14 protein-coding genes are annotated in these 22,509 nt (G+C 59.9%); 12 read left to right on the forward strand and 2 right to left on the reverse strand.

What is annotated here, in order from left to right; all coding sequences use genetic code 11:
• The 7 genes from K8U03_00285 to K8U03_00315 all read left to right on the forward strand — a co-directional run.
• Positions 1–979, forward strand: a 979-nt coding sequence (locus K8U03_00285; protein MCE9603321.1) for a DUF1553 domain-containing protein, incomplete at its 5' end; no start/stop codon positions are given.
• A 73-nt stretch (positions 980–1,052) separates the two neighbouring features.
• Positions 1,053–2,333: a DUF1501 domain-containing protein gene (locus tag K8U03_00290; protein ID MCE9603322.1), complete on the forward strand. Its 1,281-nt coding sequence runs from the start codon at positions 1,053–1,055 to the stop codon at positions 2,331–2,333.
• A 55-nt stretch (positions 2,334–2,388) separates the two neighbouring features.
• Positions 2,389–3,399, forward strand: a complete 1,011-nt coding sequence (locus tag K8U03_00295) for a hypothetical protein (GenBank protein MCE9603323.1) — start codon at positions 2,389–2,391, stop codon at positions 3,397–3,399.
• Positions 3,400–3,947: 548 nt separating this feature from the next.
• Positions 3,948–5,201, forward strand: coding sequence for a hypothetical protein (locus K8U03_00300; protein MCE9603324.1), 1,254 nt, complete (start codon positions 3,948–3,950; stop codon positions 5,199–5,201).
• An 82-nt stretch (positions 5,202–5,283) separates the two neighbouring features.
• On the forward strand, positions 5,284–7,134 hold the full coding sequence (locus K8U03_00305; GenBank protein ID MCE9603325.1) for a TolC family protein: 1,851 nt from the start codon (positions 5,284–5,286) through the stop codon (positions 7,132–7,134).
• Positions 7,135–7,206: 72 nt separating this feature from the next.
• The gene (locus K8U03_00310) at positions 7,207–8,745 is read left to right on the forward strand and encodes a TolC family protein (GenBank protein MCE9603326.1); all 1,539 of its coding nucleotides are present in this window, start codon (positions 7,207–7,209) and stop codon (positions 8,743–8,745) included.
• 16 nt (positions 8,746–8,761) lie between these two features.
• Entirely contained in the window at positions 8,762–9,721 is a 960-nt protein-coding gene (locus tag K8U03_00315) for a hypothetical protein (GenBank protein MCE9603327.1), read from the forward strand.
• 22 nt (positions 9,722–9,743) lie between these two features.
• On the opposite strand, the gene K8U03_00320 is transcribed toward K8U03_00315, so the two are convergent.
• Complete coding sequence (locus K8U03_00320; protein MCE9603328.1) at positions 9,744–11,120, reverse strand: efflux RND transporter periplasmic adaptor subunit; 1,377 nt, start codon at positions 11,118–11,120, stop codon at positions 9,744–9,746.
• A 707-nt stretch (positions 11,121–11,827) separates the two neighbouring features.
• Between K8U03_00320 and K8U03_00325 the strand changes: the two genes are divergently transcribed.
• The 5 genes from K8U03_00325 to K8U03_00345 all read left to right on the forward strand — a co-directional run bounded on the left by K8U03_00325 (position 11,828) and on the right by K8U03_00345 (position 21,084).
• Complete coding sequence (locus K8U03_00325) at positions 11,828–12,541, forward strand: response regulator transcription factor (protein MCE9603329.1); 714 nt, start codon at positions 11,828–11,830, stop codon at positions 12,539–12,541.
• Positions 12,542–13,053: 512 nt separating this feature from the next.
• A complete protein-coding gene (locus K8U03_00330; protein MCE9603330.1) occupies positions 13,054–14,433 on the forward strand; it encodes an efflux RND transporter periplasmic adaptor subunit in 1,380 nt (459 codons plus the stop codon).
• Positions 14,434–14,536: 103 nt separating this feature from the next.
• Positions 14,537–18,100, forward strand: a complete 3,564-nt coding sequence (locus K8U03_00335; protein MCE9603331.1) for an efflux RND transporter permease subunit — start codon at positions 14,537–14,539, stop codon at positions 18,098–18,100.
• A 407-nt stretch (positions 18,101–18,507) separates the two neighbouring features.
• Positions 18,508–19,902: an arylsulfatase gene (locus K8U03_00340; protein MCE9603332.1), complete on the forward strand. Its 1,395-nt coding sequence runs from the start codon at positions 18,508–18,510 to the stop codon at positions 19,900–19,902.
• Between the two features lie 150 nt (positions 19,903–20,052).
• On the forward strand, positions 20,053–21,084 hold the full coding sequence (locus tag K8U03_00345) for a DUF3500 domain-containing protein (protein MCE9603333.1): 1,032 nt from the start codon (positions 20,053–20,055) through the stop codon (positions 21,082–21,084).
• 119 nt (positions 21,085–21,203) lie between these two features.
• Here K8U03_00345 and K8U03_00350 read toward each other — a convergent pair.
• The coding region (locus K8U03_00350) for a hypothetical protein (protein MCE9603334.1) at positions 21,204–22,509 on the reverse strand (1,306 nt) is incomplete at its 5' end.

Below are 22,509 nucleotides of genomic sequence, written 5' to 3' on the forward strand. Positions count from 1 at the left end.
CGACAACGGCGGCTTCATCGGCGAGCGAGACTACGGCTCGGTCACGTTTCTCACACCGGCCGGGCAATCGCGACCGGCGCAATTGATGTTTCTCTCCGGCCGCGTGGTCGACGAGCCGAAGCGCGACGAGCCCGACGGTAAAGCGAAGAAGCAAGAGCAAGACGAGCTCAAGAAACTCGCCGACAAAAAGCTCGCTCCGCCGAAGCCGGCTTTCAGTCGTCGCAAAGCGCTGGCCGATACGGCTCTGCACGCCGAGCAACGGCAAATCTTCGCGCGTTCGATCGTCAACCGCATCTGGGCCCGTTTGCTGGGGCAAGGGCTCGTGATGCCGGTCGACCAAATGCACTCGGGCAATCCCGCGAGTCATCCGGAGTTGCTGGAGTGGTTGGCACGCGATACCGCCGAACACAAATACGACTTCGCACGCTTGATGCGCGGCATCGTGCTGAGCAAGGCTTACTCGCGCAGCAGCCGTTGGGACGGTGCCGAACGTCCGCTTGCGGCCTTGTTCGCCGTGGCGCAAGTGCGCCCGATGAGCCCGGCGCAATATGCTGCGTCGTTGCGCATTGCGACGGCCGATCCCGAGATGTGGACTACGTTCAAGACGTTGACCGAGGGAATGACGAGAGCGGCAGGCTTATCGGCGTCGGCACGAGGTTGGACGAATTCTTTCGCACCGTTGACCGACAACTTTCAAGTCGGTGTTTCCGAGTCGTTGTTGTTGGCGAATAGCGATCGCATGATCAGCGAATTTCTCTCGGACGGCGGCGATCGCTTGGTCGGACGGATGAAAACGTTGGCCGATCCGCAAAAGCAAGCCGATTGCGCGATCACCACGGTGTTCGGACGGCCGGCGGATGAAGAAGAGCGGCGCGTCGTAACGGAATATCTCGCGCAGCGCCGCGATCGACCGCTCGAGGCCGCGAAGCAAATCGTGTGGTCGTTGCTGACGAGCAGCGAGTTCCGCTTCAACTATTAGAGCATCGCTGTGGTTCCGGTTTCGAGACGAAGCTTGCGACGAGCGTAGGTTGCCTAGGCACAAGGAAGACGACATGAACCCCTTTCGACTCGACCGACGATCGTTCCTCGGCACTTCCGCAGCCGCTTCCGGCGCCCTAGCCGCCGATATGACGCTGCTCGACGCGTTGCAAAATCCGGCCACGGCCGCGGAGATGAAGCGGAAGCAAAAGAGCGTGATTCTGCTATGGTTGGCCGGTGGCGCCAGTCAGCTGGAAACGTTCGATCCGAAGCCGGGTCGTCCGACCGGCGGCCCCTATCGCGCCATTCCGACTTCGATGCCGGGCGTGCATATCTCCGAGTTGATGCCGAAGATGGCGACGAGGATGAAGCACACCGCGATCATTCGCTCGCTCAATACGAAGATCGCCGATCACGGCGGCGGCTCCGATCTGATGCAACTCGGCCGGCGCGACGAACCGAGCTTACGTTATCCGGATCTAGGCGCAGTCGTGGCGCGCGAACTCGGCAGCGCCGATGCGGCAGTGCCCGACTACGTTTCGTTTTACGCTCAGACCGAAGGACGAGGCAGCGCCGTCGGTCAGGCGGGCTTCCTCGGTGCCCGCTATCTGCCGATGTTCCTCACGGACAAGTCGAAGCCCGAGAACCTCGAACGCATCGCCTCGCTCAGCGATCTCGATCACACGCAACGAGCCGAGCTGCGCGATCATCTGAGCAAGCGCTTTGCGCGCGGCCGCGAGACCTCGGCGGTCGGCAGCCATAATCAAGCTTATGCGCGGGTTCGCGGCTTGATGGCGAGCGAGAAATTGTTCGATATCGAGCAAGAATCGCAAAAGACTCGCGATCGTTACGGCCCGACACAGTTCGGTCAGCAGGCGCTCGTCGCTCGTCGTCTGGTCGAAGCGGGCGTGCCGTTCGTCAAGCTCGGTCGCGGCTGGTGGGACAGTCACGGGGAGAACTTCGAGACCCATCTGGAGCTGGTCGCCGACTTGGATCATGTGATGTCAACCTTGCTCGACGATCTCTCCGAGCGCGGCCTGTTGGAAAACACGCTCATCGTCACGCTCAGCGAGTTCGGCCGGACGCCGAGAATCAATTCCTCGCTCGGTCGCGACCACTTCGCGAGCGCGTGGAGCACCACGCTCTCCGGATGCGGCGTTAAGGGGGGAGCCGTCCACGGCAAGACCGACGTGGATGGGAATACCGTCGCCGAAGGAGAGATCGGCGCACCGCAACTATTCGCCACGATCTTCGAGGCCGTCGGAATCGATCCGGCGAAGGAATACCACGTCGGTCCACGACCGATACCGATCGTCGACAAGTTCGCCGGCGCGGTGAAGCAAATCTTGGCTTAGGTGTGAGAAGGTCGGTCTTGGTTCCCGTTGGAATTCTTGAATCGGAAACAGCGCGATGGCATTCGATCCTACGAAGCTGAAAGTCGTGAAAGACCTCGGTCGCCAAGACATCTTGTTCGGGCTCGCGCGCCGGCCGAACTCCGAGCGGGTCTTCGTCGGAAGTTCCGATTTCAAACTCTACGACGTCGACCTCGCCGCGGCGAAGCCCGAGCCGAAACCGGTCGGCGAGCATGGCAGCTACGTGACCTGCGTTGCCTTGGCGGGCGAAGGGAAGCTTTTGATCTCCGGCAGCTACGACTGCAAACTCAATTGGTGGGACGCTTCGACCTACAAGCCGGTGCGAAGCCTCGAGGCGCATAAGAAACAAATTCGCTCGGTAGTCGCCTCGCCCGACGGAAAGACGATCGCCAGCATCGCCGACGACATGGCCTGTCGACTTTGGGACGTCGCTTCGGGCAAGCTCGTTCGCGAATTCAACGGGCACGACGCGCAGACCCCGACGCACTTTCCTTCGATGCTCTACGCCGTCTGCTTTTCTAACGACGGCAAGCTCCTCGCAACCGGCGACAAGGTCGGCCGAGTCTGTGTTTGGAACGTCGCCGACGGCAAGAAGCTCGCGCAACTCGACGCGTCGGGCATGTACACGTGGGACCCCACGGCACGCCGCCACTCGATCGGCGGAATCCGGTCGCTGGCATTCTCGCCGGATGGGGCTACGATCGCGGTCGGCGGCACCGGGAAGATCGGCAACATCGACCATCTCGATGCTCCGGCCCGTCTCGAAACGTTCGATTGGCAGGCCGGCAAATCGACGCTGGTCCTCTCGACCGACGGCAAGCACAAGGGTTTGATCGAACAACTCGCCTTCGCACCCGACGGCTCATGGCTCGTCGGCGCCGGTGGCGGCAACGCGGGCATCATCGCGTTCTACGATCTCAAGGCCGGCAAAATCATTTTTCAAGACGCCGCGCCGATGCATGTTCATGGCCTCGCCCTGTCGGAATCGGGCGACACGCTCTACGCCTCGGGCCACAACAAGCTGCTCGTCTGGTCGCTCAAGGGGTAACGCCGCGGCAACGCAAGCAACGGTTCATGGCCCGCGGCCGTGCCCCATCGCTGTCGCCGTCTCAACGGCAGCTTGCACCGATCCCGGCAATCGGCAACACGACTTAATAAGGTCGGCCCGCCGTTGTTTGCGAGATCGCCCCATTGCGGAATCGCACCGATTAGGTTGACCGGCGGTGCGTGGGCGAGGATCTACGGAGAGAACACGTAGCTGTGTCTCGTTTACCTTCGTTTTTCTAAATTTTTCACGAAGGTCCGAAGTGTTACATATTCCTGCAAGTCAGACGCTTCGCTTGGTTCAAACACGACTTTTGATAGCAAGCTTGCAGCCGAAGGGCGCACGTCATCCGTCCATTCTTAAGGTGAAATTAATGCGCTGATGAAATCGTCACAACCGATAGAACCGATATTCGCGCTTCTACTGCGCATACTCCTTGGATTTTCGGTTCTTGTATGGCTTATTTCTTCCAGCGATTGCTTCTATCGGTCGCGATAGTGGTGCCGGCGTGGGGCGAGCTTGCAACTGCAGCGCCGCCGCCGGTTCTTCCTATGGATCCGGCTGCGCCGAAAAGCGTCGAGCCGTTGCCCGCCGATACGCTCCCATCTCAGATCCAAATTCGCGGGGGAGGTCAGCCGCCGGCGCCACCACCGACTCCGCCGCCATTGTCCGGGCAGCCTTCGGCCGAGGCAGAGCAGTTTCTCTTCCCGCCGGCTACGCGCGAACCGGCTCGTGAGATTTACTCGCAGCCCGTTCCGAACTCGTACGATCGGTTGAGCGATCGCCGGGTCGAAGATGTCTTCGATCAAGCCGGCACGCTCGGCAACGATGTGCCGCCGAATCGGCGCAATCCGTATCCTTACGGCAACGACGAATACTGGTACGGCCACGATGCGAACGTCGAGCAGTGGGGCAAGCTCCTTGAGTTGCCCCACGTGCGATTGGGCTGGTTCGCGGCCGTCGATACCTACGTGAATAAGCCGAGTTTGAACTATCACTGGAACTCCGGCGATACCGGCCCGCTCGCCGCGGAGCCGGTAACGCTCGGCGCCGCCGGGCTCAATTGGAATGTCTCGCCGCATTTCGACCTCGGCTACCGTTTCGAACACGGCCTCGGTGAGATCAAAGTCGGCTATCGCTACTTCAACGCTCAGGGAGTCGATCCGTTCCCGTCGTTCGATTCAAACGGTTTGGGAACCATTTCGACGAAGATCAACATGAGCGTGATCGACCTCGATTGGTGCACGCTCGATTTCAACTCCGAAGGTATGCCGTTCATCTTCCCCTTGTTGAAGTCGTGGGGACGTGCGGGGCTTGGCAAGGCGTTGACGCCGAACTGGTTCAAGCCGCCGATGGAGATTCGGTGGATCTTCGGCATCCGCGGCGTGACGATGAACTATGAATCGATCGGTGCCGGCGACCAACGCTTCGAACGCGTGATGAACAACTTCAACGGTTGCGGATTGCACTTCGCCATCGATCTCAATCAGCGGCTCCGCACGAGCTGGCCGCTATTCATCCACGCTCGGGCAGAAGGCTCCGGTATCTTCGGCTTCTCCGATCAGGTTTTCGAACGGGTCGGGACCGGCGTTAACGGCATCAGCACGGTCGATCGCGACGGTATCGGCGTGCCGACGGCCGTCGTCGAGCTCGGCCTCAGCTATGCTCCGCAACTGCCGAAACGTTCCACGAAGGTCACGCTCGCTTGGCAGCGCGAACAGTGGTTTTGCTTCGGCAACGGCGGAGTTTCAAGCGCCGACTTAATCATGCAGGGCGTGTTGCTGAGAGGCGAGTACAAGTTCTAGAGAGAGAGAGCTCGCTACAAGCACGACACGAATTCCGCGACCCAAACGTACGAGCCCGACGGGCATTTTCGGATAACGTTCTATGATTCGACGACATCAACTACTTGCGATGCTGATGGCACTCTCGACCGTGCCGGCCGCGGCGCAAGTGCAACAGCCGAACGCGACGACGGCACCGCCGCCGACCCTAGCGCCCAACTATGCACGTCCCGCAGGCTTTCTCGCACCGCCCGGCTATCCCGTAGCTGCGGCGAAGGGGGGCACTGCAGAGCGGTTTCCGCAATATGGAACGGCCTACACGGCAGAAAGCGTCGGCGAGCGGTATGCTGCGCCGACGACTCCTTCGGCCCCTTCCGCGGCGCCAGCCGGAGCATCGTCGTGGCCCGCTGCCATGGTGCGGCAAGCGCCCTCTTCGTCCCGTTACGCACCTCCTCGGCAAACTGCCCCGGCGACGACGTTCGACGCTCCGCTTCAACAACGACCGGTGGTTTCTTCCCTCGCACCAAGCTCGTCGGAGCCGGTCGTCGTAAGCGACGACTATCGTCCGTTCCCTCAACCTCGAAGCTCCGTCGTTCAAGCGGCCGGTACAAGCCGGTCTGCTTACGACTCGCGAGTTTCCAAGGCCGACTTCCAGCAGCAGCCGACACTTCAGCAACCGCAGCCGCCGGTGGTACTACCGGCACCGGTCGCGCCACAATCGCAGCTCAAGAGCGAGCCGCAAGTGCCGGCGCCGCCGTCGGACGTCGAATCGGACCCCTCGCAGTTTCCGACCGGCTCGTTCCGGCTCGATGAACTCGTCGGCATGGCGATCACGCACAATCCGATTCTGCGCCGGGCGATGGCGGAAATCGAAGAGGCGAAGGGAGAGCGCGTGCAGGCCGGACTCTATCCGAATCCTGCGATGGAAACGAACAACCCGGAAGTCTTCGCCGGCCAGACGAGCTTCGTCAACTTCGGTTTTCAGCAGTTCATCGTCGTGAAAGGTAAGCTTCGGCTTGAAAAAGCCGCTGCCGACCAACTCGTGCGCGCCAGCACGGCCGAGTACCGGCTCGAGCGCTCGCGCATGCTCACCGACGTTCGCAAGCAGTACTACGAAGTTCTCGCGGCGAAACACCGCGTGTATCTCGCTCGTCATCTGACCGCGCTCGCCGAACGAGGCGTGAACGGCTCGCGTCAACTTGAGAAAGCCGGTGAAGGAACGCGGACCGACGTGCTCTTGCTCGACACTGAGTACCAGCGCGAACTGATTCGCCTGCAGAACGCCGAAACGACCTATCAAGGAGAGTTGAAACAACTCTCGGCGGTGGTCGGTCTTCCCGAAGTCGAAATTCGCGACGTTGAGGGAACGCTGTTCGAGACGCCGCCGGTTTTCAACGAACAAGACGTACAGGCGTTCCTCAACCACACCAGCACTTATATCGAGAAAGCTCGCGCCGAAATTACGCGCAGCCAAATGCAATTGCGGCGGGCGGAAGTCGAGCCGTATCCGAATCTCCGCATGGGCCCGGCGTTCCAAACCGGCACGCTCCCCAGGTCGGCGCAGTTCTGGCTTACGGTCGAATTCGAGATTCCGGTGTGGGACTTGAATCAAGGCAACATTCGCAAGGCGAACGCAACCGTTCAGGAACGGTTGGCGGATCTCGAAATCTTGCGCAACGAGTTGAATCGTAAGACGGCGGAGCTGTTCGCACGGCACCAAGCCTCGAGAGAGCGGGCCGAACGGATTCGCACGCAAATCCTTCCCAACGCTCAGCAAGCACTCAACCTGATTCAAGACGCCTACGTCAAAGGCCAATTCGACGTGAATCGCCTCCTCGAAAGTCAACGCAATTTGGCCGAGGTCTCGAGCGACTACTTCGAAGCCGCCGAGGAATCTTGGATCACGGCTTCCGAACTGGCGGGAATGCTCCAGATCGAACAGTTCCCGCAATAGACACCGTCGCTTAGCAGCGACGCCTCGACTCGCGAAGTCGACGGACCGAACAGGTACTTGTGGAAGACACTTATGATGCGACGCAATCGACGACTACTACTCGCAGCCTGCGCGACGCTCTTAAGCGTCACGGCGACGGCGCGCGGTCAGCAGTTCGCCGAGCCGGCTCTGTTCGCACCCCCCGCACCTCCCTTCGAGTCGGTTGCGCCTGCGGCGGACCATGCCGTGCAACAAGCCGTCCATAATCCAGCCGGTTATCCGGGGGCCGGCTATCAAAGGGCCACGGTCGGCGATCGCTATGCCGACACGGTCGGTTATCAATACGGGCGACCTACCGGCGACGTCGTTCCAGCGGTCGCCCTTGTGAACGCTCGGAGAGAAGCGCCCGCGGAAGCCGTGCCGCTTTCACAGGCGCCGAGTTTCGGCGGACCGGCGGTGCCGATCTTGCCGCCGACCACGTTCCGACTCGACGATCTTGTCGGGATCGCGATTGAGCAAAATCCGATTCTTCGGCGTGAGCAAGCTCGTATCGATGGGGCGAAGGGGGACCGGGTTCAGGCCGGACTTTACGAGAACCCGATCATGTTTACGAACAACCCGGAAATCTGGGCCGGCCAGAGTACGTTCGTCAACTTCGGATTCAAGCAGAAAATTGCGGTCAAAGGAAAGATGCGTTTGGAGAAAGCAGCCGCCGATCAAGCGGTTCGTTTTCAGACTGCCGAATATCGCCTCGAGCGCGCACGCATGCTGACCGAAGTTCGTAAGCAGTACTATAAGACGCTCGCCGCCAAGCACCGGATCTATCTTGCGAGGCATTTGACGGGGCTCGCCGAGCGAGGTGTCGGGGGAGCTCGCCAGTTGCAGAACGCCGGCGAAGGTTCGCTGACCGACGTTCTCTTGCTCGACACCGAATATCAACGCGAGCAGATCAACCTCCGCAACGCCGAGACGAACTTTCAGGGCGAGCTCAAGCAACTAGCCGCGATCGTCGGATCGTCGGGCATCATCATCGAAGATATCGATGGGACGATCTTCGACGCACCGCCCGAGTTCAACGAGTCCGACGTCCAAGACTTCGTCGCCAATGATAGCTCCTATGCCGAACGGGCTCGCGCCGACCTCACGCAAAAGCAAACCGAGCTACGGCGGGCGGAAGTCGATCCGTATCCCGATCTCGAACTCGGTCCACACTACGTCGCCGGTACGTTGCCAAGCTCGGCTCAGTACTGGTTCACCGTCGAGTTTCAAATTCCGGTGTGGAACCTCAACCAAGGAAACATTCGCAAGTCGAACGCGGCGGTGCATAAATCGATCGCCGCACGCCGCACGACCTACAACGAGAACCACAAAAAGGTTTCGGAGCTCTTCGCCGAATACCGTGCGGCACGCCAGCGCGCCGAGCGGATCCGAATTGAGATTCTGCCCAACGCTCAAGAAGCTCAGCGTCTCGTGCAAGATGCTTACGTGAAGGGGCAGTTCAACGTGAATCGCCTCTTGAAGAGCCAACACAATCTGGCAACCGTATCGAGCGAATACTTCGATGCGGCCGAAAAGGCTTGGGACACGGCCGCCGAAATCGCCGGAATGCTCCAACTCGAACAGTTCCCGTAAGGCGACATCGACGAGAATGAAGCCTTATTGGCATGCGCTCGGCATTCTCTTGGCGATAGGATGCCGTCTCGCACCGGCCGCCGAGTTGCCGGCCGACTTTGCGCGCACGTACGAGGTGCAGACGCAAGCTCGAAGCCCGTACGACATGGGGGCCGTGTCGCATCCGCATACCAAGGCGGGATCCGAGCACGTGCGCGACAACGGCTTTTTGATCGAAGAAGCCTTCAATCAAGAAGCCAACGAGATCCAGCACATCGCCAATTGGGTCTACCAATGGGACCGCTACGCCGGTGTCTCATCGCGCGAGTGGATCTACGCCTACACGATGGACGTCCCGCTCGGTTCGCAAGACCATGAGTTCTCGATCACCGTGCCGCTCGTCGGCGGGCGCGAGAAAGTGCCGGGTGCCGCCGATCTCCGCGAAGCCGGCGTCGCAGACACTCTCTTAAGTTATCGCTATCAACTGTTGTCCAGCGACGATTTTCTCTGGTGTGCGCCGCGGGCGAGCTTGATCGTACCGACCGGGGATTCCGACTATCGGCTCGGCGTCGGCGAAGTCGGCTATGAGTTCTTCTTACCGGTGAGTCGCTACGGCAAGAACTTCGATTTCCACTTCAACCTGGGTTACACGTATTTCCCACAGATGCCCAACGTCGTGCTGCCGGGACTCATCGACTTAGAGAGCTACCTGGATGGCTGGACGATCGGCGGCACAGTCTTATGGAAGCCGCGTTACGATCTCCATTACTTCGTCGAAGCCGTGCTTAATCGAAACACCGGCTATAACGATTTCGGCAGGCAGTTCGACCTCCATCAAGCGTTGATCAATCCGGGCGTGCGCTACGCACCGTTCCGGAGCGAGTCATTCGAGTGGGTCGTCGGCGTCTCGGTGCCGATCGGGCTGACGGCGATCACGCCCGACGTCGGCGCGTTCGTCTATATGTCGCTCGAACACGTCTTTCGCGATGCGGAATGAGGCGGGCTCCCGAGGAAAGCTATCATCGCTTCGAGCTATTCGTTCGCAAGATCGCCAACTCACCCCCGAGACCTAACACGCCGGCGACGACGACCCGATCACCGGTTTGCAGGCGTTGTCCGCCGGAATTGGGCGAGCTGTCGACGTAGATGGTTCCCGCGCTGCGCCGAACGACGGCGACCTTGCGCTGTGCATATTCGCGGCGCGCACGATCGACCTCGACGAAGACCGTCGAAGAGTCTCCTTCTTCGATCAAGGCCGATTCCGGAAGCGCGAGCACGTTCGGGTTGTGCGGCAACTCGATCGTCGCCGTAATGAATTGACCGACGGTGAGGTTGCCCTCTTTGTTATCGAGCCATCCCATCACGACGCCGGTTCGCTGCGCCGGGTCGATCACGCTGCCGATCAGGTCGAACGTGCCCGGCAAGCGGTTGTCCGCCGGATCGGATTTAAGATCGATGGTCCAACGCCGGGCTTCCGGCTTCAAGGCCCGAATCGCCCATAAGTCTTCTTCGTAGATATTGGCAAGCACTTGCAGTCTGCCGAGGTCGGCGATCTTGAACAAGTCGTCGCTCGGCTCGACCATATCGCCGACGTTGAAGCTCTTTTCCAAGATCACGCCGTCGATCGCGGCGCGAACTTCGATCTCCGCCCATTTCTTTTCGATCTGCGGGTTACCGGATTGCTGCGAGTTCTTAATCGATTTGAGTTCGTTATAGATCGCGGTGATTTCTTCGTCGCTCATGCGCCACGAGCGGAGCGTGCGCTCGGCGCGGGCCACGGCGATCACGTTCGATTCGACTTCGCGCCGCGCTTCGTCCTTGGCTCGCTCCGTAACGACGCCGGTGGTGAGATTCTCCAACCGTGCCAAGATCACCTTGCTGGCTTCGAGCTTCGAGCTGGCGTCCATCAACTCGCTTTTCTTCTCGCCGATTTCCTTGCTCCAGACGACCGTGAGTAGCTGACCCTTCTTGACGAGATCGCCGTATTGCAGGGGCCGCTTTCCACCATGACCGTCGTCGATCGTGCCGATCGAGATCGCTTCGCCGCCGAAACGGGAGTGGACGTGAATCAGCCGATTCGGGTCGAGAAACAACGTGCCAGGCAAGCGCAAGGGCTGCGGCCCCGAGGCGGCCTCGATCTCCGCGATCCGCAGTCCGAGAAGTTGCGCCGAGGCTTCCTGCGTCAGACGAATGGTGTTCTCTTTATCGTCGACGAGTTCGACCAGCGGATCCGCCTTCGGTGCAGCGGCAACGGCGGGCTTCTTCGTGATCGAGCCGATCAGCTCTTTCGTCTGATTGGCATTCATCGCCGCGATTCCGACGGCAGCGAGCACGACGAGCCCCAGCACGATCTTGCTCCACGGGAAACTCGACTTTGAATCACGAGCGGCGTTCACGGCAATCTCCCTAATGCTAACTTGGTAAAGTCGATCCTATGTTTCTTGATGTTGAATTGCGTCAAATCGATTTAGCGACGCGGTTAAGAATCACGGCGCCGAACGAAGTTTCGGCGCGAGTCTGCAGCGCATCTTTCCGTCATCACCGATTCGGCGCAGGCGAAGCCCGCTCTTGAGTGCCGATCCAACAAGTTTGCGCATGGTTTTTTCATGAGAAACTATCCCCACGTTCGAAAGACCGACGCTCTTCATGCGGCAAGTCTCCCGATCCCGTACTTTGCCGGCCAAGTTGTTCGTATTGAGATCGGACGACCAATCTTGCAATTAGTCGACTCGATTCGGCGGTTGCCCGGCCAGGCACAAAACGGGCGTCAACGAGATTGCGAGTCTCTCGACACTCGCCCATCATGCGCTCTAAATCCAAATTGAAAAGCGGTGTTAAGAAGACGCAAATAACCGCGGGGAATTCGTTAAGAAAAATTAATGCCTCCTTAGGGCTATTTAATGCCTGTCATCTAACAATGCGTACAAATGTCGAGCAAATTCGAAACCAGTCGGCCGAATAACACGCGAACATTCGTTCGTACGGCGCTACCGGCATTCGTGCCAAGCGAATTCGCGAACGTCGTCGGTTCGGTCGATGCTTCTTCTTTCGCTGCCCCTCGGCTTATGCGACGCTCCGTCGCATCGTCCCTTGCACTCGGTGAATGGTGGGTTCCGTGTCCGGTGCCGGCGTGAAGATCCTGGTCATCGAAGATGAAGAATCGATCCGCAGATTCCTCAGGGCTTCCTTGTCGACGCACGGCTATGCCATGCTCGAAGCAGGCAGCGGCGAAATCGGACTCGCCCTTGCGGCGGAAGAAAAGCCCGATCTGATCATTCTCGACCTCGGCTTGCCCGACATCGACGGCAGAGAAGTGCTGGAGCAAATCCGCACCGGATCGCGCGTCCCGATCATCGTGCTTTCGGCCCGAGGCCGCGAAGGAGATAAGGTCACGGCTTTCGAGGCGGGAGCCGACGACTACCTCACGAAACCGTTCGGGATGCGAGAGCTATTGGCTCGCATCAACGCGGTCATGCGTCGTTCGGAACAAAACGAAGGGGGGGCGTTTTTCGAGCAACCGTATCATTGCGGCGACTTGAAGATCGACTTCGCTTCCGGCCGAGTGACGCTGAGCGATCGGGAACTCAAACTGACGCGAACCGAACTGAAGCTCCTTTCGTCTTTGGCCCGGCATGCAGGCAAAGTGATCACACATCGTCGCCTGCTCGAAGAAGTGTGGGGGCCGGCGTACGTGGACGAGCTCAATTATCTCCGTGTTTTCATGGCCGGACTGCGCCGCAAAATCGAAGTCGATTCCGCGCAGCCGCGGTATTTGCTCACCGAGCAGAGCGTTGGTTATCGCTTAGCCGACGACTAACCCCGCCTCTTAGCGGGCCGCGCGATCTCAGGATGAAGACGCGCGAAGAGCCTCTTGCGGCGCTGTGCGCCGGCGCAGCATGACTTCGCACGGATTCATCGATCTGATATTTGTGGATTCTTAATGCGCATCGCAGGGCATTTCAGAGAATCGGAATGCTTGCAAAGAAGTCAGAAACATGCGATTGGGTCTGAACGTGATGTAAGGAAACGCTTGGAAGTTTTGCTTTTCTATATGACTTCTTAATGCAATCACGTCGAATTTTTGTGTTTTCTTTGTCGTACTTTTCATTTCTCCCGTTGCGTGTAAGACTTAGATGCGGAGACGTGTAAAAGGAGGGGCGCGTGTCACTCACGATTGCCCCAAAAAACTCAAGCGCCGCTGTTGCAGACCGACTAACGCCCGTCGGCTATGTGCTCACCGCAACGGAAGCCGGCTGAGCGAAGCGAATGAATTCGAATCCCGTTTGAGTAGGCCACCGCGATCCGAGGATCGCTAAAGGAGCGTTTGCCGTGACTGTCGCAAGTGATGCCAAGTCGAAGTCGCCGTGGATGAAGATCGCGCTACTCGTCGCCGTCGTCGCGGCGATCGGAATCATGGCGCTCAACATGAATCAAACGCGCGAGCTGGTCGCATCGCTGAGCACGCCTTCCGTGGAAGCGAAGTCGAAGTCGCTCGTCGAACTCGTCGGCGACCGCGACGACACGGTTCGCTTAACACAAGACGACTCCGCTCGCTTGCTCGGAGTTCGAGTTGCCGAAGTGCGACGGGCGACCGAACCGCAGCCGTTGAATCTGCCGGGTACGTTGTTTCTCGACCCGAATCGGCTGATTCACGTCCATTCTCGTTTCGGCGGCGAAGCGATCTCGATCGGCAAGATCGACGACGGAAAGGGTAAGGGAGTCGCTCGGTCGTTGCAATACGGCGACCGCGTGAAGAAGGGGCAGTTGCTCGCGGTGGTTTGGAGCAAGGAAATCGGCGAGAAGAAGAGCGAGCTTATGGACGCCAGCTCGAAGCTCGAAGCGAGCAAAGTGATCTTAGCGCGGCTGGAGAAGCTCGCGGCAGGAATCGTCACCGAGCGGGCTAAGGACGAAGCTCGCCTTGAAGTCGAATCGAACGTGATCGCCGTGGCCCGCGCCGAACGTACGCTCCGCTCATGGCGCATGACCGACGATGAGATTAAGGCGATCTACGATGAGTTGCATTCGATCAAGCAGTCGAAACATTCCACGAATCCGGAAATCGAGAAGCGCTGGGCGGAGATCGAAGTCCGGGCGGCGATCGACGGCGTGATCGTGGAGAAGAGCTTCAACGTCGGCGATATGGTCGATCCGAACGACGACCTGTTTAAGATCGCCGACCTCAGCCGGTTGCAAGTGCTGGCGAATATCTACGAAGAAGATCTGGGGGCCGTTCGAGCCTTGAAGCCGGAAGCTCGTCGCTGGACCATCGATCTCAAATCGGATCGATTGAACAATCGGATTCCCGGCACGTTCGAATTGATCGGCAGCGTGATCGATCCGGCGCAGCGCACCGGGGTCGTGATGGGCTGGATCGACAACAGCGACGGCAAGTTGGCCGTCGGGCAGTTCATTACTGCGACGATCGAGCTGCCGTATAACCCGCAGGTGGTCGCTGTCCCGCGAACGGCTCTGATCGAAGAAGGAGATTCTTCGACCGTGTTCGTCGAGGTCGATCGCGCGCAGCGTGAGTACGCACGGCGCAAAGTCTCGGTCGTGCGTCGCGGGATCGACACCATCTATGTCGATAGCGCGCCATCGGCCGACGGCGACAAGCCTCTCCAAGTCGGCGAACGGGTCGTCGTCTCCGGCGTGCTTAGTCTCGGCGGCGAACTCGCCATCATCCGCACGGCCGCCTCCAAACGGGGCTAGGCGAGCCGCTCGCGAACCGCAATCTACCGCGTCTGTGAGAACACGGGCGATAGGTTTGCGCAACGATTGATCGAATACATAGATCGACATCAAGGAATCGCACATGGTCAGTCGTCTCGTTAATTGGTCGCTCGACAATCCGCTGATGGTGATCATCGCCACGCTGGCGCTAGTCGCCGGCGGGTTCTATGCGTTTCTGCATGTCAACGTCGAAGCGTATCCCGACCCTGCGCCCGCCATTATCGAGATCATCGCGAAATATCCCGGTGCTTCGGCCGAGGAAGTCGAACGCCAAGTCACGACGCCGCTCGAAGTAGCGCTCGCCGGCATGCCAGGTCTGAAGTACACGCGCAGTAAGTCCCTCTTCGGCTTGTCGCACGTGCGCAACCAGTTTGAGTACGGCATCGACTACTATGCGGCGAGGCAAGAGGTCATCAATCGGCTTCAGTTCGTAAAGGACTTGCCCGAGGGAGTCGAAGCCGAACTCTCGCCGACGAGTCCGACGGGGGAGATCATGCGCTACACGCTGCACTCTCCGCGCGACGCCGACGGCAAAGACATCTATTCGCTCAACGATCTCAAGACGGTTCAAGACTGGATCTTGGTTCGTAAGTTCCGCCGCATTCCGCGCATCATCGATACGGTGAGCAGCGGCGGCACGGTCAAGGCTTACGAAGTCCGCCCCGACCCCGATCGGCTGCTCCGTTACGGCATCACGCTCAAGCAACTCGAGACGACGGTTCGCGACAGCAATGCGAACATCGGCGGCGACTATCTCATTCACGGCGACAACCTACTCAACGTCCGCAGCATCGGTCTGATCGGCAACGGCGTCGACCCGATGCAATCGCCGGTGATTCTCAACACGAAGAATCCCGAAGTCGCCGCGAAGTATCTGCGCGACGAGGAAAAGCGACGCATCAAAGCGATCCGCGACACCGTGATCGTGTCGGTCAATAACGTCCCGATTCGGGTCGAGGACGTGACCGAAGGGGGACCGATTCAATATGCGGAAGACCTCGGCAAGCAGGGGGTCGTCGTTACGCACAAGCCGCGCATGGGGCGCATCAGCATCAGCTATCCCGACGACAAAAATAAAGACGGTGCAGCAAGCGGTAGCCACGATTCGGCTTCCGCAAAGTCGAATAAGAAGGTCGCCGGCGTGGCGGCCGATGGTCAAGGAACCGTCTGGCTCGACGATGTCGAGCGTGTGCAGGGAATCATCCTGTTGCGCAAAGGAGAAGCGTCGCTGCCGGCCTTGCGCGATGTGAAGGCCGAGATCGATACGCTTAACGCCGAAGGGGGCGAGCTCCTACCCGGCGTGAAGATCGAGCCGTATTACGACCGCACCGAGCTCATCGGCGTGAAGACTCACACGGTTCATGAGAACCTCTTGGTCGGCATGACGCTCGTCACGTTGATCCTCTTGATGTTTCTCACGAACGTCCGCTGCGCGTTGATAGTGGCGATCAACGTTCCTTTGGCTCTGCTCGTCGCCTTCTCGATGCTCTATCTTCGCGGGCGCTCGGCGAATCTTCTTTCGATCGGCGCGGTCGACTTCGGCATCATCGTCGATAGCTCGGTCATCATCGTCGAAAACATCTATCGCCATCTCACGTCGGGCCAACACACCGACGAATCGCTTAAGACGCGCATCTTCCGCGCCTGTTGCGAAGTCGAGCGCGGCTTGTTCTTCACGACGGCGATCATGGTCTGCGCATTCCTGCCGTTGTTCACGATGAAAGGTCCGGAAGGCCAAATCTTCGGCCCGATGGCCGACACCTATGCCTTCGCCCTCGGCGGGGCCTTGGTGCTCGCGCTCACGATCGCGCCGGTCCTCTGTTTGCTGTTCTTCAAGAACCTTAAGCCGGTCGAAGACAACTTCATGGTGCGGTGGTTGAAGTCGAGCTACTTGCGCCGCCTCGAGTGGTGCCTGAAACACCGCAACAAAACGCTGGTCTTCATGACCATCATGGTCGTGATCACCGCCATCGCGCTACCGACCCTCGGCCGCGAGTTCATGCCGGAGTTGGAAGAAGGCAATCTGTATGTGCGCGGCACGTTCCCGATCAACGTCGCGCCGAACGCCGCGGCCAATCGCTCCGACGCCGCTCGCGCCATCATGCGCAAGTACGACGAGCTCGAAGCGGTCGTCTCGCAAAACGGCCGCCCCGACGACGGCACCGACCCGACGGGCTTTTACAATCTCGAATTCTTTTTGCCTTTGAAGCCGCGCACCGAATGGCCGATCACGAAAGAGGAAACCGGCTGGCGCAAGATCTTCGGCAAGACCCGCCCGCGCACCAAGGAAGAACTGATCGACGAGATGAATGCCGAGTTGTCGCGCGAGATCGTCGGCGCGAATTGGAACTTCTCGCAGAACATTCGCGACAACGTCATGGAGTCGCTCTCGGGCGTTAAGGGAGACAACTCGATCAAGATCTTCGGCCCCAATCTCGTCGAGCTCGAGCGCTTGGCCGAGGAGCTGACCATGCGGCTCAAGAGCATTCCGGGCATCGTCAACGTCGGCGTGTTTCGTGTGCGCGGGCAACCGAATCTCGAACTGCCGATCGACACGGCCAAATGCAACTACTGGGGTGTCAGCGTCGAAGACGTTAACGCCGTAGTCCATTCGGCGGTCGGCGGCAAGCCGGTAACCGATATGATCGAAGGCGAAAAGCGCTTCGACATCGTGCTCCGCTTCCCGGAGGCCTTGCGCAATAGCGAAGAAGCGATCTTGAACATCCCGGTCGATGTCTACAACAACCGCTCGACGACCGCCGAAGGAGACAAGCAAAAGAACACGGTCCCGTCGATCGGCATGGCCGGCGCGAAGCTCACGACCGGCGGTACGACACTCGGCGTCAATGCCAACCAAGCCAGTCCGACCGTCCGACGACGCTTGGGAGATCTCGTCACCCCGATGGATGCCGACGGAATTCCTAATCCCGACGGTCGCTTCGTGCAGGCCGGTGCCTCGACGATCTATCGCGAGCAAGGGAAGCGCATGATCGCGGTGAAGTTCAGCGTGCGCGGTCGCGACTTGGCAGGAGCCGTCGCCGAGGCGCAAGCCAAGACGGCCGATCTCTTCAAAGCGCCGTATTCCTCGACTTGGAGCGGCGAGTTCGACCAGATGCGTGAAGCCGAGCAACGACTAATGCTCGTCGTTCCGGTTTCGATGCTGCTCGTGTTCTTGCTCATCTACTTGGCGTTCCGTTCGTTGCTCGATACCCTCTCAGTCTTCGCCAACGTCATCGCACTCTCGAGGGGGGGCTTCTGGGCTCTGATTTTCACCGGCACGAACTTCAGCATCTCGGCGGCCGTCGGATTCATCTCGATCTTCGGCGTCGCCATTATGGACGGTCTCCTCTTGATCTCGTACTTCAATCAGCTTCGTGCCCACGGCCTGCCGTTGCACGAAGCGATCATGTCGGGAGCCGAGAAGCGCGTCCGCCCGATGATGATGACCGCGTTGACCGCAATTCTCGGGCTATTGCCGGCGGCCGTGTCGACGAAGATCGGCGCGCAAACGCAACAGCCGCTGGCGATCGTCGTCGTCGGCGGCATGCTGATGACGCTGTTGATCAACCGCTACCTGATGCCGGTCCTCTACAGCCTCTACGGCCACCGCGAACCCTCGGAACACGCCGCCAGCATGGCGCACTAAAGCGAGGTATTCGTGAGTCGCCGCCGGTCCCCTGCTTGACGGCGAGGGGCGTGGCGGAAGAGATCGTCCCGAATTGCCGTGTTGCCGAGTAAAGGAAAGCTACGGGAGCGGCTTGATCGGTCATGTCGTGATCGCCGGTGTACTTGAGATTCAAGCCGCCGGCTTCATGGATCGCAGCGGGACGAACGTTGATTTCTAGTTCTTCCCATGCATCCGTCGGTTAAAAAGTTGACTGGTGTCAGCCTAGGGTTGATATTGGCGCGAACAGGCTCGATAACCCGTTTGCGAGAGGACTGATGATTCCGCGCGATCCAGTACGCCCGAGGCCGTGCTTTCGAAAACGAGATCGGCATCGGCTACATCGTATTACTACGTTCATCGTGGTCGCGATTGCAGCGTTAGGGTCGATGTCCTTGCGTAATACAGCGAATGCCGCGGAGCCGGCGCGTAGGCCGAACATCGTTTTCATCCTTGCGGATGATCTCGGGTATGGCGATCTCGGCTGCTTCGGGCAGCAGGTGATCGTTACGCCGCAGCTCGATCGGATGGCGCAGGAAGGGATGCGGTTCACGCAGTTTTATGCCGGTGCCACGGTTTGCGCTCCGTCGCGGAGCGTCTTGATGACCGGTCGTCATCAGGGGCACACTCGCGTGCGCGGCAACGGTCGCGGAACGGCGCAAGCGCTCCGAACGGGAGACGAGACCGTCGCCCGACTGCTGCAACGGGCCGGCTATCGAACGGCGCTCATCGGCAAGTGGGGCTTAGGGGATATCGGCGAGGGCGAAGTCGGACTTCCCCGCAAGCAAGGCTTCGATTCGTTCTTCGGGTTTTTGAATCAGGTTCACGCTCATAACCACTATCCCGATTTTTTGTGGAGCAACGAAGAGAAAGTTCCGGTGCCTAATAAGATCGTTCCGGTCGGCAAGGTCGGTGCAGGCTACGCGACCGAGGCAGTGCGATTCGCCGACGACTTGTTCGCCGAAAAGGCGATCGAGTTCGTCAAGGAAAACAAAAATCGCCCGTTCTTCCTCTACTGGAGCATGGTGATCCCGCACGCCAACAACGAGCGGACTCGCGCATTAAAAAACGGTGCCGACGTTCCCGACTTCGGCCCCTATGCCGATCGCGATTGGCCGGAGCCGGATAAAGGACAAGCGGCGATGATCACGCGCCTCGACGGCTACGTCGGACGCATGCTCGAAACGCTGCGCGAGCAAGGCCTCGCCGAGAATACGCTCGTGATCTTTTCGAGCGACAACGGTCCGCACGATGAAAGCAATCACGATCTGACCCGCTTCCGCCCGTCGGGCCCCTTCTCCGGCATCAAACGCAGCCTTACCGACGGCGGCATCCGAGTCCCGACGATCGCTTGGCAGCCGGGCACGGTTCGCTCCGGCATCGCGACGGATCATGTTGCCTACTTCGGCGACTTCATGGCGACGGCCGCCGAACTGGCCGCAGCCGAAGTGCCGAGCGGCTGCGATTCGATCAGCATCTTGCCGACCTTAACCGGCAAGCCAGAGGAACAACGAACGCACGAATTTCTGTATTGGGAGTTTCACGAAGGAGGCTTTAAGCAGGCCGCGCTTTATCAAGGTCGCTGGAAAGGGATTCGCACCACCGGCCCCACCGCCCCGATCGCGTTATACGATCTGAAACAAGACCTTGGCGAGAAGGTTGACGTCGCTGCCGAGCATCCCGATCTCGCGGCGAAGATCGGTGCTTACCTGACGACGGCTCGCACCGCTTCGCCCGAATGGGAGCCTCGTTGGTCGGTCGCACCGAAGAAGGCCGGCGGTTGATCGCCGCTTCGCGCTCTGCACAGGCAGTGCGTGCCTCGGCAAATGCTCGCTAAAAGGTAGACGCACGCTCCCCCGCGTGCTAGTTTGCCGTTTACCGCTACGTATGCGCCTCGCCTCTCGCCCCCCCCTTTTTTCGTTCAGGAGTCCGCTATGGATCAGCAAAGCTCTCCGCATTGCTCCGATTGCGAAGACCTCGATCGCCGTGGTTTTCTCGGCAGGTTAGGAATCGGCGCCATCGCCGGCGGCTTCGCGCCGTCGCTATTGCGCGCGGCCGATGCTCCGTCGACCGCGACGAAGACCGCCGCAGCCAAACCGGCCGAAGGTCTCATTCGCGAACTCTTCGGCACCCTTTCCGACGAGCAAAAGAAAACGCTCGTCTACGCTTGGGATCACGGCTCCGATGGCGGCATTCCCACGCGGCATCGCATGGTCAACGCGCCGCACTTCAACAAGACCATTGGGGCTTCGTATACCAAGCCGCAGCAAGAACTCTGTGAGCGGATCTTCCATTCCATCTGCTCCAGCGACGACGGCTATCACAAGTTGAGCCGCGGCGGACGCTTCGATGGTTCGAAGTCGTTCGACGGTTTGGGTGCTCATATCTTCGGCGATCCGAGCGGCGACGGTAAGTTCAGCTTCGTCTTCTCGGGCCATCACCTCACGATCCGTTGCGACGGCAACAGCGAACCGGCGACTGCCTTCGGCGGCCCGATGTACTACGGGCACAGCGCCGTCGGCTACAGCCCGGGCAACGTGTTCTTCTATCAGACGAAGGCCGTGCTCGGCGTCTACGGCGCGCTGGACGAAAAGCAGCGGAAGCTCGCGGTCGTCAAGAACAAGAACCCAGGCGAGCAGGCGGCCTCGGTGAAGTTCCGCCCGGAAAGCGAAGCCCGCCCCGGCATCGGCTACGGCGAACTATCGAGCGATCAGAAGGGGCTCGTCGAGCAAGTGATGCGCGACATTCTCGGCCCTTATCGCAAGGAAGACGCCGAGGAAGTGATGACGCTCGTCAAAGCCAACGGCGGTCTCGATAAGATGAACCTCGCCTTCTATCAAGAAGAGAAGGCCGACGAGAAGGAGCCTTGGAGCTTCTGGCGCCTCGAAGGGCCGGGCTTCGTTTGGAACTACCGCGTGCTGCCGCATGTGCATACGTTCGTGCATATCGCGGGCAAGACGGTGTAACGAGCTTCGATTTCGCGACGACGAGACGTTCGCACGATCGGATCGCCCGATCGAATCGCATCGAAAACAAACCGCGGCCGGCTCTTCACGAAGTCGGCCGCGGTTTTTATTTTGCGACGCTATTTCGCCGGCGGCTTGTGGTAGTAGCGAATGACCAATGTGTCGGTGAGTTGCGCCGGCCCGAGAGACGACTCTTGCAGCGCCTCCGCACGGCGGTCGCCCCAACTGAATAGCCCCCGATTGAACTTGCCGGGCACGATCAGCGATTGCAATTCGTCGAGCGTGCCGGGCTTGTGCTCGGCGAGTTCCGAATCGGAAAGCACTCGGATGCTCGGCGTCGTCGTGATCGACGTGATCTCGACTTTCGGCAAGCGCCGAAAAACGTAGACCATGATCAGCCCGGCATGTTCTTCGCCTCCGAGGTCGGCGAAGCGCTCGCGAGATTGCCTTTCCGAAAGAGCGCGGATCGTCTTGTACGTCGTCCCCCCCTTTTCGTAGAGCCCTTTGATCAGGTACTCCACTTCCGGCTCCAGGATCCATTTCTTCAGAACGTCGGGCGAGCCCTTCTGTTCGTAGAGCGTGCTGACGCCGTTCACGGAGACGACGAGGCCGAGGTCTTCCTTCGTGTGGTTGCCGACGCCGATCGTCAGCTCTTGTCCGGCCCGCGGCGTCGGCAGCACATAGTTGGCGTTGCCCGGACGGTCGGCGTCGAGCGTCATGGTTTGCGGCACGCCGTCGTAGTAGGCGGTGACGTGGATCGGCCTCGCCACTTCGGTCGTCGACGAAGCCGCAACGACCGGCGTCGGCTTCGATTTCGATTTTTGAATCGCGTTGAATACGTCGTCTTCGGTCACTGCACGCAGCATCGCTTGCGGATTCTCCGTCGACAACGAGAACCCTTGGCCGACGGCGGCCAGAATGTGTCGATCGACCGGCGCCTCGAACGTGACGACGTCCGCCACGACGCCGGGATCGCTGCGATCGAACGCTTCCACGATCACCTTGAGCTTGCGGAGATCGTCGCTGATCACGACTTTGCCCGCGAGGAAAGCGTCGACGCGAATGTCGGGCGCAGGGTTGCCCCAAGCCTGCTTATAGTCGAGTTCGAATAGCCGGCGTCGATCATCTTCGGTTCGGTAATTGGCGGCTCCGAGTTTGCCGCCGGCCGTCTTCGAGGGATCGCGCACGATCGTGAGCCGCTGCTTATCCTGCAAGCAGGCGATCAGCGCCGTCTCCAATCGTTCGGAGAGGGAACTGACGATCAGCCCTCCGTCGAACGTCGGCCGCGCCTGGCCTCTTTGAAGACGAAAGTCGAGCACTCCGACCGCCGTGTACCGATGCTCGATGAGGTAGTCCCGAACCTTCTCGATGTTCGACATCAAGGCGACGTCGAGCGCATCGCAGCGGGCGATACTTGCCGCGCCG

The organism is Planctomycetia bacterium (genome assembly GCA_021413845.1).
Lineage (GTDB): Bacteria > Planctomycetota > Planctomycetia > Pirellulales > PNKZ01 > PNKZ01.